Origin of the sequence: Microbacterium sp. CR_7, assembly GCF_041954755.1 — a bacterium.
Taxonomy (GTDB): domain Bacteria; phylum Actinomycetota; class Actinomycetes; order Actinomycetales; family Microbacteriaceae; genus Microbacterium.
In genome coordinates this window covers 395,773-412,366 of the sequence record NZ_JAVAYF010000003.1, presented here as the reverse complement: position 1 = coordinate 412,366, position 16,594 = coordinate 395,773, and the positions used below count along the sequence as shown (strand labels likewise).

The 16,594-nt window shown below is 70.0% G+C and carries 16 protein-coding genes; 5 read left to right on the top strand and 11 right to left on the bottom strand.

What is annotated here, in order from left to right; all coding sequences use genetic code 11:
- Positions 1-49: 49 nt before the first annotated feature.
- From manD to RAC81_RS08105, 4 genes are all read right to left on the bottom strand, one after another.
- Positions 50-1,276 (bottom strand): D-mannonate dehydratase ManD, encoded by a 1,227-nt coding sequence (gene manD, locus RAC81_RS08120; protein WP_375081889.1) that lies wholly within the window; start codon positions 1,274-1,276, stop codon positions 50-52.
- Between the two features lie 86 nt (positions 1,277-1,362).
- A complete protein-coding gene (locus tag RAC81_RS08115) occupies positions 1,363-2,763 on the bottom strand; it encodes an MFS transporter (protein ID WP_375081888.1) in 1,401 nt (466 codons plus the stop codon).
- Between the two features lie 54 nt (positions 2,764-2,817).
- Positions 2,818-3,822 (bottom strand): L-idonate 5-dehydrogenase, encoded by a 1,005-nt coding sequence (locus tag RAC81_RS08110; protein ID WP_375081887.1) that lies wholly within the window; start codon positions 3,820-3,822, stop codon positions 2,818-2,820.
- Complete coding sequence (locus tag RAC81_RS08105) at positions 3,819-5,330, bottom strand: mannitol dehydrogenase family protein (protein WP_375081886.1); 1,512 nt, start codon at positions 5,328-5,330, stop codon at positions 3,819-3,821. Before RAC81_RS08105 ends, RAC81_RS08110 begins: the two co-directional genes overlap by 4 nt.
- A gap of 172 nt (positions 5,331-5,502) precedes the next feature.
- Between RAC81_RS08105 and RAC81_RS08100 the strand changes: the two genes are divergently transcribed.
- Positions 5,503-6,447: a LacI family DNA-binding transcriptional regulator gene (locus RAC81_RS08100; protein WP_375081885.1), complete on the top strand. Its 945-nt coding sequence runs from the start codon at positions 5,503-5,505 to the stop codon at positions 6,445-6,447.
- Positions 6,448-6,552: 105 nt separating this feature from the next.
- On the opposite strand, the gene RAC81_RS08095 is transcribed toward RAC81_RS08100, so the two are convergent.
- Together RAC81_RS08095 and RAC81_RS08090 are read right to left on the bottom strand one after the other, a co-directional pair.
- A complete protein-coding gene (locus RAC81_RS08095) occupies positions 6,553-7,248 on the bottom strand; it encodes an aspartate/glutamate racemase family protein (protein WP_375081884.1) in 696 nt (231 codons plus the stop codon).
- Between the two features lie 10 nt (positions 7,249-7,258).
- Positions 7,259-7,708, bottom strand: a complete 450-nt coding sequence (locus RAC81_RS08090; RefSeq protein WP_375081883.1) for a MarR family winged helix-turn-helix transcriptional regulator — start codon at positions 7,706-7,708, stop codon at positions 7,259-7,261.
- Positions 7,709-7,837: 129 nt separating this feature from the next.
- On the opposite strand from RAC81_RS08090, the gene RAC81_RS08085 reads away from it, so the two are divergent.
- Complete coding sequence (locus tag RAC81_RS08085) at positions 7,838-9,028, top strand: MFS transporter (protein WP_375081882.1); 1,191 nt, start codon at positions 7,838-7,840, stop codon at positions 9,026-9,028.
- A gap of 6 nt (positions 9,029-9,034) precedes the next feature.
- Here the strand turns inward: RAC81_RS08085 and RAC81_RS08080 are convergent, their stop codons facing one another.
- Positions 9,035-9,853, bottom strand: a complete 819-nt coding sequence (locus tag RAC81_RS08080; RefSeq protein WP_375081881.1) for a shikimate 5-dehydrogenase — start codon at positions 9,851-9,853, stop codon at positions 9,035-9,037.
- Positions 9,854-10,407: 554 nt separating this feature from the next.
- Between RAC81_RS08080 and RAC81_RS08075 the strand changes: the two genes are divergently transcribed.
- Positions 10,408-10,614: a cold-shock protein gene (locus RAC81_RS08075; protein ID WP_067356903.1), complete on the top strand. Its 207-nt coding sequence runs from the start codon at positions 10,408-10,410 to the stop codon at positions 10,612-10,614.
- 91 nt (positions 10,615-10,705) lie between these two features.
- Here the strand turns inward: RAC81_RS08075 and RAC81_RS08070 are convergent, their stop codons facing one another.
- Complete coding sequence (locus RAC81_RS08070; RefSeq protein WP_375081880.1) at positions 10,706-11,371, bottom strand: HAD hydrolase-like protein; 666 nt, start codon at positions 11,369-11,371, stop codon at positions 10,706-10,708.
- Positions 11,372-11,500: 129 nt separating this feature from the next.
- Between RAC81_RS08070 and RAC81_RS08065 the strand changes: the two genes are divergently transcribed.
- Entirely contained in the window at positions 11,501-11,968 is a 468-nt protein-coding gene (locus tag RAC81_RS08065) for a response regulator (RefSeq protein WP_375081879.1), read from the top strand.
- Positions 11,969-11,970: 2 nt separating this feature from the next.
- Here the strand turns inward: RAC81_RS08065 and nucS are convergent, their stop codons facing one another.
- A complete protein-coding gene (nucS, locus tag RAC81_RS08060) occupies positions 11,971-12,666 on the bottom strand; it encodes an endonuclease NucS (RefSeq protein WP_375081878.1) in 696 nt (231 codons plus the stop codon).
- Positions 12,667-12,700: 34 nt separating this feature from the next.
- A complete protein-coding gene (locus tag RAC81_RS08055; protein WP_375081877.1) occupies positions 12,701-13,936 on the bottom strand; it encodes an MFS transporter in 1,236 nt (411 codons plus the stop codon).
- A gap of 59 nt (positions 13,937-13,995) precedes the next feature.
- Here RAC81_RS08055 and RAC81_RS08050 point away from each other — a divergent pair, with 59 nt between their 5' ends.
- Positions 13,996-15,057 (top strand): LacI family DNA-binding transcriptional regulator, encoded by a 1,062-nt coding sequence (locus RAC81_RS08050; RefSeq protein WP_375081876.1) that lies wholly within the window; start codon positions 13,996-13,998, stop codon positions 15,055-15,057.
- 22 nt (positions 15,058-15,079) lie between these two features.
- Here the strand turns inward: RAC81_RS08050 and RAC81_RS08045 are convergent, their stop codons facing one another.
- The gene (locus RAC81_RS08045; protein ID WP_375081875.1) at positions 15,080-16,585 is read right to left on the bottom strand and encodes a hypothetical protein; all 1,506 of its coding nucleotides are present in this window, start codon (positions 16,583-16,585) and stop codon (positions 15,080-15,082) included.
- Positions 16,586-16,594: the final 9 nt, after the last annotated feature.

Here is a 16,594-nt window from a genome sequence, read left to right as displayed (position 1 = left end):
GTGGCCGCAGAAGATGCTCACGGCCGCAGAACGTGCCACGGCCGGACGCTCACCAGTCGTGCACGGTCCCGTCGAGCAGGCGGTTCACGGGCAGATACGCCTTGGTGTACTCGTGACCGGCCGCGGCGTCCTCATCGAGCTCGACGCCCAGACCGGGCGTCTCGCCCGGGTGCAGGAACCCCTTGTCGAAGGTGAACGACGTCTGGAACACCTCGAGCGTCTGCTCGTTGTGCGGCATGTACTCCTGGATGCCGAAGTTGTGGATCGCGAGATCGAGGTGCAGCGCCGCCGCCATGCCGACCGGCGAGATGTCGGTCGGGCCGTGGATGCCGGACTTGATGCCGTAGATCGCCGCGAAGTCGAGCAGCTTCTTCATCGCCGTGATGCCGCCGGTGTGCGTGACCGCGGAGCGGACGTAGTCGATGAGCCGCTCGGTGATGAGGGTCTGGTAGTCGTACACCGAGTTGAAGACCTCGCCGATCGCGAGCGGGGTGGCGGAGTGCTGACGCACCAGGCGCAGCGCTGTCTGGTCCTCGCCGGGTGTGCAGTCCTCGAGCCAGAACAGGTCGTACGGCTCGATGTCCTTCGCGAAACGCGCGGCCTCGATCGGCGACATGCGGTGGTGGCCGTCGTGGAGGATGCGCAGATCGGAGCCGAAGTCCTCGCGGATGCGCGCGAAGATCCCCGGCATGTGGTTCAGGTAGTTGCGGGTGTCCCAGGTCTCCTCGCTGGGGCGGTCGCCCGAGCGCTTGGCCGGCTCGTAGTCGTAGCGCACGCCGGGGCCGGCGTTCGAGACGCCGTAGATCTGGCCGAGCCCGGGCACTCCGGTCTGCACGCGGACGGCGGTGTAGCCGAGCTCCTCGTACCCCGCGATGGCGTTCTTGAGCGCCTCGTAGTCGGTTCCGGATGCGTGCGCGTAGACGCGGACGCCCTCGCGGCTCGCACCGCCGAGCAGCTGGTACAACGGCATCCCGGCCTTCTTGGCCTTGATGTCCCACAGCGCCATGTCGACCGCGGCGATCGCCGCCATGGTGACGGGGCCGCGGCGCCAGTACGGTCCGCGGTAGAGGTACTGCCAGGTGTCCTCGATGCGGTCCTCGTCGCGGCCGACGAGCGTCGACGCGACGTGGTCGGAGAGGTACGAGGCCACGGCGAGCTCACGGCCGTTGAGGGTCGCGTCGCCCCAGCCGACGATGCCGTCGGAGGTCGTGATCTTGAGCGTGACGAAGTTGCGCCCCGGGCTGGTGATGATGACGTCGACGTGCTCGATGGCCATGGTCTTCTCCTGCGTGTCGAAAGTGTGGTCGGGTGCGGCCGCCGTCGGGTCGGTGGCCGCACCCCGTCAGTGGTGGTCGTCCGGCGTCACATGGCGGCGCGCGGATCGGTGAGATCGCGCCCCGTCCACTCGGGAGCCCAGATGGCGGCCACGAGTGCGGATGCCGTGAACACGCCCATGAGGATCATCACCGGAACGATGCTGCCGGTCGTCGCCGAGACCCACGCCGCGACGATGATCGGACCGAGGCCCGTCGCGACGATGGCGGCGATCTCGCGCACCACGGCGGTGAGCGTGTAGCGGTTGCGGGCGCCGAAGATCTCGGGGATAGAGATGTTCTCCATGGAGGCGAGGCCGAGCACCGACACGTTGTGGATGATCGCGTAGCCGACGAAGACGGCGCCGACCTCTGCCGTGTTGATCAGCAGCAGCGTCGGGACGATCAGCAGCAGCGACAGCGACGACATGATGATGTACATGCGGCGGCGACCGAACCTGTCGCCGAGGTAGCCCATCAGCGGGATCGTCAGGAAGCCGATCAGCGACGAGACGATGACGACCTCGGGGCCGACCTCCTTCGACATCGCGAGCGTGATCGTGATGAACGAGATGAGGTAGGTCTGCACGAGACCGGAGTTGCCCGCCTGGCCGAAGCGCAGCAGGAACGACACGATGATGGCCTTGATCGGCTTGCGCTGGAGCGACTCGAGGGTGCGGATGTCGTTGGTCTCGGTGGCGAGCTTGACGACCTCGTCGCGCGAGAGCGCCTTGCCGTCGACGACGTCGGTGCGCTCCTCGAAGACGGGGCTCTCCTTGAGGTTGAACCTCACCCAGAGGGCGAACAGCATGATGACCGCGCTGCCGATGAACGGGATGCGCCAGCCCCACTCGATCACGTCGGACTCGAGCATGACGGCGAGCAGGACCGCCCAGATCGCCGACGCGAACAGCGTGCCGCAGTTGGTTCCGAGCGCGACGAGCGACGCCACGATGCCGCGGCGGTTGTCCGGCGCGTACTCGGAGAGCATGACGCCGGCGCCCGAGATCTCCGCGCCGGCGCCGAAGCCCTGGGCCAGGCGCAGGATCACGAGGAGGATCGGGGCGAGGATGCCGACCTGCTGGTACGTCGGCAGGAAGCCGATAAGCGTGGTGGCGGCGCCCATGAGGAGGATCGTGTAGAACAGCACCTTCTTGCGGCCGATGCGGTCGCCGATGCGGGCGAACACGAACGCGCCGACCGGGCGGGCGATGTAGCCGACGCCGTAGGTGGCCATCGCGAGCACGACGGCGATGCCGGGGGAGTCGCCGGCGAAAAACAGCTGGCTGAACACCAGAGCGGCCGCGAGTGAGTAGAGCTGGAAGTCCATGAACTCCAGCGCGGTGCCGAGCCAACCGGAGACGGCGGCGCGGACGAGGTCGCCCATCGATCTCTTGGCGACAGGCGGCGGGGCGGACACGTCCGCACCGGGGAGGGAGGAACTGCTCATCGGAATACTCCTTTGTAGTGATGTGCGCTCGGGCGCGCGGGGCAGCGGGTACCGCTAGAGGGCCAGCAGGACCTTGGCCGAGGCCGACGAGTCGCGAGCGAGCTCGAGGGCCTGGACGGCGTCGGATGCCGGGAGGACGTGGGAGATGACGGGGTCGAGCGCGTCGGATTCGGCGAGCATCGCGACCGCGTCGTCGATCTCGGTGGAGAACCGGAACGCTCCGCGGATGGTCAGCTCCTTCGCGAGCATGGGCGCGAGGTTCACCCCGATCTCGGCGTTCGCGAGCATGCCGACCTGCACGACGGTGCCGGCACGACGCGCTGCACGCACGGCCTGGGTCAGGGCGACACCGACGCCCGAGCACTCGAACACGACGTCGTACGACTCGTCGTCGATCGTGTCGCGGCCGACGAGGGCGACCTCGGTGGCGCCGAGGGCCTGCGCTCGCGCGAGGGGCTCCTCGCGCACGTCGCTCGCGCCGACGATCGAGGCGCCGGCGTGCACGGCGGCGGCGACCACGAGCAGTCCGATGGGGCCGGAACCGATCACGAGCACGCGCTTCCCGCCGATGTCGCCCGCGAGGCTCACGGCGTGGATCGCGACGGCGAGCGGCTCGGCGAGGGCTGCGCGCTCCAAGGGCAGGGCCTCGGGGAGGACGCGGATCATGTGATCCTCGACGATCAGCAGCTCGGATGCTCCGCCCTGACGGTGCGGGTTCGCCGCCGCGCTGCCGAGGTAGTCGCCTCCCGCGCGCAGGTGCGGACGATCCTCGAGACCCGGCACGGAGGCGCCGTATCGGGCGGGGTGCACGGTGACGGGCGTGCCGGGGGCGAGACGGCCGGACGGATCGAGGTCGACGACGGCCGACAGCTCGTGTCCGGGCGTCAGCGGCTCGCGGATCGTGTACTCGCCGTTCGCGCCGTGGAAGTAGTAGTGCAGGTCGGATCCGCAGATGCCGACGTACTTCACACGTAGGCGGACCTCTCCGTCGCCGGGGTTCGGGACCTCGCGGTCCTCCCAGCGGATGTCTTCCTTGGCGTGGATCGCGAGAGCCTTCATGGCTGCAGCTCCTTCGTGGGGGTCCGAGAGGCGTCGAGGGCGTCGGCGATCGCGGCGTCGACGCCCTGACGACGGATGGTGTCGGTGAGCTCGCCGACGCGCTCGATGAAAGCATCCTGCTCCCCGAGCTCGGCACCGAACAGGTGCAGTTCGGCGATCACGCGGCGGGCGAGCTCGCGGCCGTCCCGCGCGGTGGAGGCGAGGGCTGCGAGGCGGTCGCGCGCGGCATCCGTCATCGCGGCGGCGTGCAGACCCGGGTCGAATCCGGGCAGCGGGGCGATGCACGACAGGTAGCCGGCGACGGTGAGTGCGATGAGATGCGGCATCTCGCCGCGCGACAGCGACAGCAGCGCCGGCTCGGGGATGCGCTGGCGCAGCTTGACCGATCCGTCGGTTCCGACCTGGCTGGTGCGGTGGCCGAGGGCGGTGTTCGCCCAGCGCTCGAAGAGCTCGGTCTCGTAGGCGCGGATGTCGACTCCCGAAGGTACCTCGATCGACGGCTCGTACTCGTCGCGCAGCACCGCGCGCGCCGCGTGCTCGATGCCGTCGAGGCCGATCGCGGCGGGGATCGTGGCGACGCGGCTCAGTGCGCCGAGGTAGGCGATGAGCGAGTGCGTGCCGTTGAGCAGGCGCACCTTCATCTGCTCGTAGCGGGCGACCTCGTCGGTGAAGACGGCGCCGCCGGCCTGCCATGCGGGCCGACCCGCGGCGAAGGCGTCTTCGATCGCCCACATCGTGAACGGCTCGGCCGGCACCGGGATGTCGTCCCGCGCGCCGAGCAGCGTGCTCACTCGCGTGCGCAGCTCGCCGGTGGTCGCCGGCACGATGCGGTCGACCATGCTCGACGGGAAGGTGACGGCGTGGTCGAGGAAGGTCAGCGCCTCCGCGCCCTGGGAGCCGGGGAGCTCCTGCAGGAACTCGCGGACGAGCTTCTCGGTGTGCTTGCCGTTGGCGGCGAGGTTGTCGCAGCTGAGGATCGAGATCGGCGTGCCGGCGGCGGCCCTCGCCTGGAGTCCGCGCGCCAGCTGTCCGATGGTCGACCGCGGGGCGCCGCCGCGGAGGTCGGCCCGCACGGTCTCGTCGTCGAGGTCGAGGCGCTGGGTGGCGGCCGAGTAGCTGTAGCCGTTCTCGGTGACCGTGAGGGTGACGATGCGGATGCCGGGGTCGGCGATCTGCGCGACGACGCGGTCGGGCTGCTCCGCACCGACGAACGCGTCGGTGTGCGCACCGGGGATCGAGAGCGACGTCGTGTCGGGGGAGATGGTCGCGACGGAGTACAGCATGTCCTGCGCGTGCAGCGCGTCGACGATGGTGCGGGAGCGCGACGCGACGCCCACGATCCCCCAGTCGCCGCCCTCGGCCTGCAGGGCGGCGGCGGTGTACACGGCCTGGTGCGCGCGGTGGAAGCTTCCGAGTCCGAGGTGCAGGATCCCGGCGCGGGCGGGGGCTGCCGGCGCGGTGGTCGAGATGCGAGCGGTGCGGCTCAGGGCCGAGGCGGGAGTGCTCACGCGGTGGCTCCTTCGCTGTGGGCCGGGCACCACTGCGGGTGATCGGCGATGATCGTCATGTAAACGAGTGTGTATGAGTTGTACAAACTTGTCAAGCACGTTTACATGAGCGAGGGGGATCGTAGGATTGCACGAAAGACGGAGGGTGCTCGTGGCAGCGACATTGACGGACGTGGCACGCCACGCAGGCGTGTCCATCGCGACGGCGTCGCGGGCGTTCGGCGAACCCGACCGCCTCGCCCCGGGAACGCTCGGCCGCGTGCTCGAAGCCGCGTCCGAACTCGGCTATGCGACTCCGCAGTCCGCGGCCACGGCCACCCGCACGTTCGGCGTGATCCTGCCCGACGTCGCGAACCCGGTCTACGGCACCCTGCTCAAGGCGATCCAGGGTCAGGCCTGGCACGGACGGCACCGGATCGTCGTCTTCGACGCCGACGAGGACCTGCGCCGCGAACGCGAGCAGATAGAGCAGGCGCGCAAGCTCGACGGGATGCTGCTGTGCTCGCCGCGTCTGCCCGACGACGAGGTGCTCGCGCTCGTCGGCGACACCCCGTTCGTCGTGGTCAACCGCCAGATCGACGGCGCCCCCTGCGTCGTCATGGATGCCGAGCACGGGCCGGCCCAGGCGATCGAGCATCTGGCCGCCCTCGGGCACACGCACATCGCCTACGCCTCCGGTCCGCGCGGATCCTGGGCCGACATCCGTCGCGCAGACACCGTCGCCCGCGCGTGCGAGCGCCACGGCATCCGCCTCACCCTGCTCAGTCATCAGGCGGCGTCGATCCAGGGCGGTCGGGCGGCCGCCGCTCCCGCCGCGGCGAGCGGGGCGACGGCCGTCGTCGCCTACAACGACCTCGTGGCACTCGGCCTCGAGGCCGGTCTGCTGGAGCTCGGTCGCCGATGCCCCGCCGACGTCAGCATCGTGGGCATCGACGACATCGATCTGGCCGGCGCCGTGACGCCCGCCCTCACGACGGTGCGGATGCCGATCGACCGCAGCGGGTCGGTCGCGGTCGACCTGCTTCTGCAGATCCTCGCCGGTGGGACGGTGGGAGACGTGGCGCCGCTCGCCTCGCAGCTCATCGTGAGGGCATCGACGGCAGCTCCGTCCGCCTGATCGCGGTTCGGCAGTGTTCGTCTCTGCGGCCTCCGTCACGTTCTGCGGTCTCCGCGCGGCGCGATGGCCGCAGAAGTCACCCTGAACCGCAGAAGTTCACGCGCGTCAGTCGACGCCCAGCGCTCGATCGACGGCCGCCGCGACGTGCAGGGCGGTGGTAGGGAACACCGACACGGGGGAGTCGCCGGCCGAGACGAGCAGTTCGATCTCGGTGCAGCCGAGGATGATGCCCTGGGCGCCCCGCGCGACGAGACGGTCGATGACCTCGCGGTAGCGCTGTCGCGACTCCTCGCGGATCTCGCCGTGCACGAGCTCGTCGTAGATGATCGCGTGCACCGCGCGACGGTCGTCGGCGTCGGGCACGAGCGTGCGGATGCCGTGCGCTGCGAGCCTCTCCCGGTAGAACGGCTGCTCCATCGTGAAGGCCGTGCCGAGCAGCCCCACGGTCGTCAGGCCCGCGCGGTTCACTGCCTCGGCCGCGACATCGGCGATGTGCAGGAAGGGGATGCCGACGGCATCCTGGATCCGATCCGCGACGAGGTGCATCGTGTTGGTGCAGAGCACGAGCAGCTCCGCGCCGGCGCGCTCGAGGGCGCGAGCCCGGTCGGCGAGGAGGTCGCCCGCGGCATCCCAGTCGCCTCGCGCCTGCATCGCCTCGACCTCGGCGAAGTCGACCGAGTCGAGCACGATCCTCGCCGAGTGATGGCCGCCGAGGCGGTCGCGCACCCTCTCGTTCGCGAGCCGGTACCACTCCAGCGAGGACTCCCAGCTCATGCCGCCGAGAACGCCGATCGTCTGCATCCGCCGCCCCTCAGACGCCGACCGCGGTGCTCTGCAGAGCATGCACGACCGGGGCGAGTTCGGGCTGCGTCACCGCGTCGCCCAGGGTGCGTTCGAGGGCGTCGTCGTGGATCGGATGAGCCTTCTCGTAGAGCGCCTGTCCGGCTGCGGTGAGCTCGGTGTAGATCCCGCGTCGGTCGTCGGCGCAGAGGATGCGGGTGAGCAGGCCGCGATCCTCCAGGCGGGTCACCAGACGCGTCGTGGCGCTCGGGCTGAGAGCTGCGGCACGGGCGAGCTGCTGCATCCGCATGTGCCAGCCGTCCTGACGACTGAGCGCATCGAGCACGGTGTACTCCACGACCGAGAGCCCGACGGCCTCGCCGAGCGCCCGTTCGAGCTCGGCGTCGATCAGCCCGTGGAGCGCGGCGAGCGTGCGCCAGCCGCGCGCGCGGATCTCGACGGCGTCGTCCGAGATGCCCATGGTGACCTCCTGAGTCATTGCCGACGCGGATAGTTGCTTGCGCCGACTAGTTGCGCGTGCAATGATTGCTCGTCGGACGCAATATCCCGCGTCTGCAACTACTTTAGCAGAGCACCACGGAGCACACCCATGCCACTCGGACTCATCGCCCTCGCCATCGGCGCCTTCGGAATCGGACTCACCGAGTTCGTCATCATGGGCCTGCTGCCCGAGGTGGCCGCCGACTTCGGGGTCACCGAGGCCACGGCGGGCTGGCTCATCTCCGGCTACGCGCTGAGCGTCGTGGTCGGGGCGCTCGGCCTCACCGCCGCGACGACGCGCCTGCCGCGCAAGGCCGTGCTGCTCGGACTCGTCGTGCTCTTCATCGCGGGCAACGCCCTGACCGCGATCGCGCCCGACTACTCCACGGCCATGATCGGCCGCATCGTCGCGGCTCTCTGCCACGGTGCGTTCTTCGGCATCGGCTCGGTCGTCGCGTCGAGCCTCGTCGCCCCGGCGAAGAAGGCCGGTGCGATCGCGATCATGTTCACGGGTCTCACCGCGGCCAACGTGCTCGGGGTTCCGTTCGGCACGTTCATCGGCCAGCAGTTCGGGTGGCGCGCGACGTTCTGGGTGATCTCCGCGATCGGCGTCGTCGCGTTCCTCGGCATCGCACTCCTCGTCTCGGCGCCGCGCTCCTCCGACGCCCCCGTGAGCCTGCGGCACGAGCTCCGCGCGTTCGCCTCGGGCCAGGTCTGGTTCTCGCTCGTCGTGACGGCCCTCGCCTTCGGCGGCATGTTCGGCGCCTTCACCTACATCGCGTACACGCTCACCGGCGTCACGGGGTTCGCGGCGTCGGCCGTGCCGTGGCTGCTCGTGCTTTTCGGGGCCGGGCTCGTGGTCGGCAACTGGGTGGGCGGCCGCCTCGCGGACCGGGCGATCGACCGCACGCTGCTCTGGTTCATCTCTGCTCTCGCCGCGATCCTCGTCCTCTTCGGGATGCTGGCGTGGTCGCAGCCCGCGACGATCGGCCTGCTCGTGGTGATGGGGGCGTTCGGCTTCGGCACGGTGCCCGGACTCCAGAGCCGCGTCATGCAGTACGCGGGCGGTGCTCCGACGCTCGCCTCGGGTGCGAACATCGGCGCGTTCAACATCGGCAACGCGCTCGGAGCGTGGGCGGGCGGACTCGGCATCTCCGCGGGTCTCGGCTACACCTCGCCCATCTGGATCGGCGCCGCGATCACGGCATCCGCTCTCGTGGTGATGGTCGTGGCGAGCGTTCTCGCCCGGCGGCGCCCCACATCGGCGGCCACGGGCACGCTGCGAACCGTCGTCGCCTGAGCCGGGTCACTGCGCGCGCATGAACTCCTCGGCCGCGCGTACCTGCTCGGTGGTCGGACGGATGCCGGTGTAGAGCACGAACTGCTCGAGCGCCTGCAGCGTCGCGACCTCGGCGCCCGTGATGACGGTCTTCCCGGCCGCACGAGCCGCCTGGATCAGCGGCGTCTCGGCGGGGAGGGCCACGACGTCGAACACCACGGATGCCGCGGCGATCTGCTCCGCGTCGAAGGCCAGGGACTGCGCCTCGGCGCCGCCGGCCATGCCGATCGGGGTGATGTTCACGATGACGTCGGCGGTGACTCCGGCGGCATCCGGGGTCCATGCGAAGCCGTAGAGGTCGGCGAGGCCGCGGCCCCGCTCCTCGTTGCGGGCCGCGATGGTCACCTCGGTGAAGCCGGCATCGCGGAACGCGGCGGCGGTGGCCTTCGCCATCCCGCCGGATCCGCGCAGCAGCACCGACGATGCACGGTCGAGACCGCCGCGCTCGATGAGTTGCGCGATCGCGCTGTAGTCGGTGTTGTACGCGGTGAGCACGCCGTCGTCGTTCACGATGGTGTTGACGGAGTCGATGGCGGAGGCGGAGGCGTCCATGCGATCCACGAGCGCGATCACGTCCTCCTTGTACGGCATCGACACGGCGCAGCCGCGGATGCCGAGACCGCGCACGCCCGCGATCGCCTGGCCGAGGTCGGTCGGCGCGAACGCCTTGTAGATCCAGTTGAGCCCGAGCTCCTCGTAGAGGAAGTTGTGGAAGCGGGTGCCGTTGTTGCTCGGTCGCGCCGACAGCGAGATGCAGAGGGTCATGTCCTTGTTCAGCATGGTCACCGGATCAGGCTACCCAAGGGCCGGGCGGGGCTCTCGCGGGAACGCTCCCGCGACACGGCGACGACCCCATGGCGCGATCGTGTTTCCTCGTTTATGGTGAAGGTGCATGCACAGGGGATTGATCGCTCCGTCTACCCCAGATGACGGGCTGCCTTCCCCAGAGGCAAAGGCGATCCGTGCATGCGATTGGGCCCCCTCGAGTCGCTCAGTCCCCAATGGGCCGCTCGAGGGGGCCGCTATCGTTGTGGGTTTCCGCAATTTTCATCTTTGTCCCCCAAATGGGGGACAAATCCTCCGCGAAGGGGGTAGGGTGGTCTCTGACGCACCCTCCGGTCGTCTTCGGCCCTCATCGCTCCCCCCGCGGTGAGGGCCACACCATTTTCCAGGCCGATGACGCTCGACGGCCGCCACGGTGTTGTGACGGCGAGAGGTCGCTCATGCAACATTTGGGTTACGGGCTGACACCGGGACTTCCGCTCTGGCGGTGCTCCACTAGCGTGGACCACGTCGGTGCATCCTGCGTCGGCTTCTTTTCCCAGCAGAACAGGCAGTAAATGAGCACCCAGGGCACGGTCAAGTGGTTCAACTCGGAGAAGGGCTTCGGCTTCATCTCCCCCGACGACGGCGGCGCTGACGTTTTCGCGCACTACTCCGCCATCCAGTCTTCCGGCTACCGCTCGCTGGAGGAAAACCAGCGAGTCGAGTTCGACGTCGCGCAGGGCCCCAAGGGCCTGCAGGCCGAGAACATCCGTCCTCTCTGAGGCGGGCGACCTACAGAACTCCCTGACCGGGTGCCGCAACGAGCGCGGCATCCGGCGGGGAGTTCTGTGCTTTCACCGGTCCTGAACGGCCTCAGCCGAGCAGCAGGTCGCGGAGCTCGTCGGCCGTGGAGACGCGGAACGCCGCGTCGTCGCCCTCGTGCGCGTCGCTGAAGCCCCAGTCGACGAAGATCACCGGAACCCCGTTCGCGGCGCCTCCTTCGACGTCGTGGTGGCGGTCGCCGATGAGCACCGGCCGTGAGATGTCGACGCCGCGTGCGGCCAATCGGCGCAGGGCTTCGGCCACGATATCGGTCTTGGTCGCGAGGGTCGCCTCGTCGGGCGTGGCGCCGACCGTCGTCACGAAGTAGGGGCGCAGTTCCAGGAAGTCGACGATGGCGTCGACCTGGATCTCGGGCTTGGAACTGGCGGTCGCCTGCGGGATGCCGGCGGCATGCACGTCACGGAGGATCTCCGGGACCCCCGCGTAGGTGGCGATATCGGTCGTGTAGCCGTCGGCCTTGCCGAGCGTGCGATAGAACGACACGGCTTCCGTCGCCTGTTCGGGCGTCATCCCCGCCTGGGCCTGGAACGAGTCGAACATGGGCGGGCCGATCCAGTGGATCAGTTCGTCGCGCGTCGGCGCGGGCCGGCCGAAGTGCGTGAGTGCCACGTTCAGTCGACGGAGGATGCCGACGGAGGCGTCGACGATGGTGCCGTCGACGTCCCACAGCACGCAGGAGTAGGGGGAGAGAGGCATACCTTCCAGCGTATGGGCACCCGTCCTGCACAGAATCCGCCCCGGCGGGCTTATCCACGGATACCGGGATGCCGGATCTCATGCGGCTACCGTCGGGACATCGCCGCGGACGCGGAGAAGACTGGGGGAATGTACGTGTCGATGGAAGTCATCGCGATCATCGCATGCGCGGTGTCGGTGATCGTCGCGTTCGTCAGCGCCTGCGGCTGGTTCCTCACCAGGATGGATGCGCGGTTCGCGGCGGCGGACGCACGGATGGATGCGCGGTTCGCGGCGGCGGACGCCAGGATGGACGAGCGGTTCGCGGCGTCCGAGGCACGGTGGGACGCGCGGGCTGCGGCTCAGGAAGCGCGGTGGGACGCGCGGGCTGCGGCTCAAGATGCACGGGTCGCGGCACAGGACGCCAAGTGGGACGCGCGCTTCGCGAGTGCAGACGAGAAGGCGGATGCCCGGTTCGCGAGTGCAGACGAGAAGGCGGACGCCCGGATCGATCGGCTCGAGAACCGCATGAGCGGGGTCGAGCACGAGCTCTCCGAGGTGAAGGTCGCGATCGCGCGGCTCGAAGGACCCCTCCCGCGACTCGTCACATCGCGCTGACCTCAGAAGAGCCGGGGGATGCCGGACTCGATGCCCTTCATGTCGTCGTAGTCGAGAACGAGGCAGCGGATGCCGCGGTCCTCGGCCAGGACGCGTGCCTGCGGTTTGATCTCCTGAGCGGCGAACACTCCCTGCACGGGTGACAGGTGGGGGTCGCGGCGGAGCAGGTCGAGGTAGCGCGTGAGCTGCTCGACGCCGTCGATGTCGCCACGGCGCTTGACCTCCACCGCGATGGCCACGCCGTCGGCATCCCGCACCAGCAGGTCGACCGGGCCGATCGCGGTGGGGTACTCGCGGCGCACGAGCGTGGCACCGTCGGCGATCCGATCCACCTGCTCCGCGAGAAGGCGCTGCAGGTCAGCCTCGACGCCGTCCTTCTGCAGACCGGGGTCGATGCCCAGGTCGTGGTTCGAGTCGTGGATGACCTCGTAGATCTGCACGCGCAGCGCGTCACCGGTCTTCTTGTGCGTGACGCGCCACACCTCGGTCACCCCCGCGCTCGCCTCCTCCTCACCTGGCGCCTCGGTCGAGAGCGAGCAGGGAGGGCTCATCCAGTTGAGCGGCTTGTAGCTGCCGCCGTCGGAGTGCACGAGAAGGCTGCCGTCGCCCTTGTGCACCAGCAGGCGCGTGGCGAGGGGCAGGTGGGCATTCAGCCGCCCGGTGTAGTCGACGGAGCAGCGGGCGATGACGAGACGCACCCGACGAGCCTAACCGCATCGAGCGCGGTCGACGTCAGCGCGTCGGGACCGGCGTCTTCTCGTCCTCGCGGAGGGGGCGGGCGGCGCCCGAGAACAGACCGGAGAGGGCAGCGAGCGCGACGAGGATGAACAGCGTGTTGAGCAGTCCGATGTGCTCGCTGATGAATCCGAGCACGGGCGGGCCGCCCAGGAACGAGATGTACCCGATGGTCGCCGCCGCGCTCACGCGCGCCGCCGCCTTGGCCGGATCGTCGGCAGCGGCCGACATGCCCAGCGGGAATCCGAGGGAGGCGCCCACGCCCCACAGTGCAGCGCCGACAAACACGAGCGGCAGCGTCGGCGCGAGGATGAACAGCAGGATGCCGGCGGCCGCCGTCAGGGCGAGGATGCGCAGCACGATGACGCGCCCGAAGCGGTCGACGAGCGGACCGCCGAAGATCCGCACGGCGGTCATCGCCACGGAGAAGGTCGCGAGCGCCGCGGCGCCGAGAGCCGTGCCGCCGCCGTGGTCCTCGGCCACGCCGAGCGCGAGCCAGTCGTTCGCACCGCCCTCTGCGAAGGACATGCCGAGCATGACGACGCCGAGCGCGTAGGTGCGCGGCTCGCGCCAGGCCTCCAGCGCCAGGTGCATGCGCTCGCGCCAGTGCGGCTTCTCACCCGACCCGGCCTCGGTGTCGAGCGCCTCACTGCGCGCGGGGACGTTGATGATGCTGACCGCGCCGATCACCGCGATGAGGATCGCCGTGGCGAGGGTGTGCAGGAAGACGTCGATGTGCAGCTGCGCGGCGAGGGCGCCGAGGCCGGCTCCTGCGACGGTGCCGAAGCTGAAGAAGGCGTGGAACAGCGGCAGGATCGTCTTGCTCGCGTGCTGTTCGATCGCGGTCGCCTCCACGTTCATCATCACGTCGATGCAGCCGTTGCCGAGGCCGAACAGGGCCAGCCCGATCAGCACCACCGGGAACGAGCCGAAGAGGTTCGCGCCGATGCCGATCAGCGCGACGCCCGAGGCGAACGTGGCGATCGACAGCGTCATGCCGAGACGCGCACCGGTGCGCGCCATGATCGCTGGGCTCGAGGAGATGCCGATGATCGACGCGATGCCGCCCCCGAGCAGCAGCAGCCCGACCTGCGCCTTGTCGATCTCGAGCGCGGTCTTGATGCTGGGCACCCGCGACGCCCAGGTCGCGACAGACAGGCCGCTGATGAAGAAGATCGCGAAGATCGCGGTGCGCCAGCGGACGTACTGCGGGCGGGTGAGGACGTGCTGCATGGGGAAAGCCTATCGAATCGATTCGATCCCGCATACCCGCGGCGGGTTATCCTCGGAGTATGAGCAGTCCCGAAACTCCGCGTCGCGCGACCATCGCCGATGTCGCGCGCGAGGCGGGGGTCGCGACCTCCACGGCATCCGTCGTCTTCAGCGGCAAGGCCAACGTCGCCCCCGCCACCCGGGAGAAGGTCCTCGCCGCGGCGGCGGAGCTCGGCTACGCGGGACCCGACCCGCGAGCGGCCTCCCTGCGGCGGGGCCGCAGCGGCATCGTCGCTGTCGTGCTCGAAGGGCATCTGCGGGCGGCGTTCCTCGACCCCGTGACGACGGCGATGATGGACGGCCTCACCGACGGGCTCGCAGAACTGAGCGCCGGCGTCCTGCTCATGCGCGACGAGCCGGGCGACGATGGATCGCCTCTCGCGAGCGCGCCGGTCGACGCCGTCGTGCTGATCGGATGCTCCGGTCGCACCCGGGCTTCTCTCGATGTCGTGCGCGGTCGAGGGCTCCCCGTCGTCGTGATCGAGGGCGACGCGGGCGACGGCATCCCCCGAATCACACTCGACAATCAGGCGGCCGCGGCGGACGTCGCGCGGCACCTCCGCGAGCTCGGACACTGCGACGTCGCCCTCGTCACGCTGCCGCTCGACCAGGACCGCGTGCGCGGTCCGGTCACGACGGAGCGCATCGCCGCGGCCACGGTCGACGTCACCGTGGATCGTCTGGCAGGCATGCGCGAGATCTTCCCCGACGCCCCGGCGATCTCGGCGTCTGGCAGCCTGATCGACGAGGGTCTGCTGGTCGGCCGGATGCTGCTCGAGGATCCCGCATCGCGCCCGACGGCGATCTTCGCGCAGAGCGACCTGCTCGCGGTCGGCGTCATCCGCGCGGCCGAGGAGCTCGGACTCCGGGTGCCGGACGACCTCTCCGTCGCCGGTTTCGACGGCATCGACGCCGACGGACTGGGGGACCTCGTGCTCACGACGAGCGTGCAGCCCGCGGTCGAGAAGGGCCGCGCCGCGGGCGAACAGGTCGCGCGGATGCTGCGGGGCGAGCCGGGGGTGTCGCTGCACCTGACGTGCCGCTTCCGGGCGGGGACCACGACGGCCGCGCCGCGCCGCTGATCCCGGGCCCGACGACGTCGGATCAGGAGTGCGCCGGCCCGAGCGGCAGCGGTGTCGACGCGAAGTCGAGTATCGTCCAACGGCCGCAGCCGACGATGTCATCCGGTACCGCGGAGGCGGGCAGCTCCCACGGCACCGACTGCGAGTCCTCCACGAGGAACGTCACTTCGCGCACCCCGAAGTCCTCGCGGTTCACGAGCCAGGCATAGCCGTTCAGCCGATGGTCGACCTGCACGAGCTGAGAAGGATCCCCGAGGTGCAGCTTGGGCAGCCGGGCGGTCCAGAACTGGCCGGCGCCGCTGCGCCCCGACGCGTCGATCCAGTCGGTGACGCAGGCGAGATCGGCGTCATCGGATGCCTCGGTCGCGGCGATCGCGAGACGGGGTGCGCTCACCGCCCCGAGGGCGAGGACGACCACGGCGGCGACCGCGACGACGGCGCGGCGTGCCCGCGTCGGGAAGCGGAGTGCTCGCGGAGAGGCCACGAGTGAGAGCACGGGCAGGAACGCGATCGGCTCGAGGTAGCGCGAGGCATGGGTACCGAGAGCGATCGCGCCGAGGGCGACCGCGACGGGGAAGGCCCACGACGCGAGGGCGACCATTCGCGACGCCGGGTCATCGGCGCGGATGCTGCGGATCACGCCGAGAGCGAGGAGTGCGAGCCCGACGAAGAGGGCGACGACCCCGAGCGGCGACTGCAGACGCTGCACCGCAAGATCGGCGTAATACCCGATCGACTCCCGCCACAACGACGGTTGGACGTATCCCGCACCCGTGTTTGCGATCCATGCCGCGAACGGAATGCGGAAGAGGAGGCCGAGGCCGGTGCCCGCGACCGCCGCCACCATGAGGCCGATCGCAGACGCGCGAGGGCCACGGCGGAACACGAACGCGGCGGACACCACGAGGTACGGCGCGGTGAACCAGGCCGCATAGAGGGGGTTGGTGAGAGCCGAGAGCGCGGCGACCGCGCCGAGCGTGACGCCGAGCGCGACGGTGTGAGCGCTGCCGTCGAGCGCCCGTCGCGTCAGGCCGGTCGACACCACCACGGCGACGACCGTCGCGGAGTAGTAGGTCGTCGTGAGCTGCAGCGAGGCGAGTTCGAGGGCGTCCCGCGACGCCGACGTCTCGGTCATCGCCAGGAGGCCGAAGACGGCGACGGCGACGACGGACCAGCCGACGGGAGCGCGCCCCGCTGTCGCGCGGCCCGCGACGAGACGGATCGCTCCGTACAGGGCGAGCACGCCGACGACTGCACTCACCGCGAACAAGCCGTCGACCCCGAGCGGAAGAAGGGCGCGGAGGCCGGCGAACAGGGCCGTCTCGGGGAGGAACAGCACACTCGACATCGCCCAGTCCAGCGTCTCCCCGCTGAGGATCGAGCGAGACAGGAGGGCGACGATGAGCGAGTCGCCGTCGCGGAAGATCAGCTCGGCGCGGGGCGACGACGCCACGCTCGCCGCGGTGATCAGCGCGACGGCGGCGGCCAGCATCCATCCCGTCAGCTCCCGCACCCACGTCCGCGTCACGGGCCTACT

Bases quoted from the DNA above. Each gene is read 5' to 3' on its own strand.
- manD (WP_375081889.1), bottom strand. From the start codon at position 1,276: ATGGCCATCGAGCACGTCGACGTCATCATCACCAGCCCGGGGCGCAAC.
- RAC81_RS08115 (WP_375081888.1), bottom strand. From the start codon at position 2,763: ATGAGCAGTTCCTCCCTCCCCGGTGCGGACGTGTCCGCCCCGCCGCCT.
- RAC81_RS08110 (WP_375081887.1), bottom strand. From the start codon at position 3,822: ATGAAGGCTCTCGCGATCCACGCCAAGGAAGACATCCGCTGGGAGGAC.
- RAC81_RS08095 (WP_375081884.1), bottom strand. From the start codon at position 7,248: ATGCAGACGATCGGCGTTCTCGGCGGCATGAGCTGGGAGTCCTCGCTG.
- RAC81_RS08090 (WP_375081883.1), bottom strand. From the start codon at position 7,708: ATGGGCATCTCGGACGACGCCGTCGAGATCCGCGCGCGCGGCTGGCGC.
- RAC81_RS08085 (WP_375081882.1), top strand. From the start codon at position 7,838: ATGCCACTCGGACTCATCGCCCTCGCCATCGGCGCCTTCGGAATCGGA.
- RAC81_RS08075 (WP_067356903.1), top strand. From the start codon at position 10,408: ATGAGCACCCAGGGCACGGTCAAGTGGTTCAACTCGGAGAAGGGCTTC.
- RAC81_RS08070 (WP_375081880.1), bottom strand. From the start codon at position 11,371: ATGCCTCTCTCCCCCTACTCCTGCGTGCTGTGGGACGTCGACGGCACC.
- RAC81_RS08065 (WP_375081879.1), top strand. From the start codon at position 11,501: ATGTACGTGTCGATGGAAGTCATCGCGATCATCGCATGCGCGGTGTCG.
- RAC81_RS08055 (WP_375081877.1), bottom strand. From the start codon at position 13,936: ATGCAGCACGTCCTCACCCGCCCGCAGTACGTCCGCTGGCGCACCGCG.
- RAC81_RS08050 (WP_375081876.1), top strand. From the start codon at position 13,996: ATGAGCAGTCCCGAAACTCCGCGTCGCGCGACCATCGCCGATGTCGCG.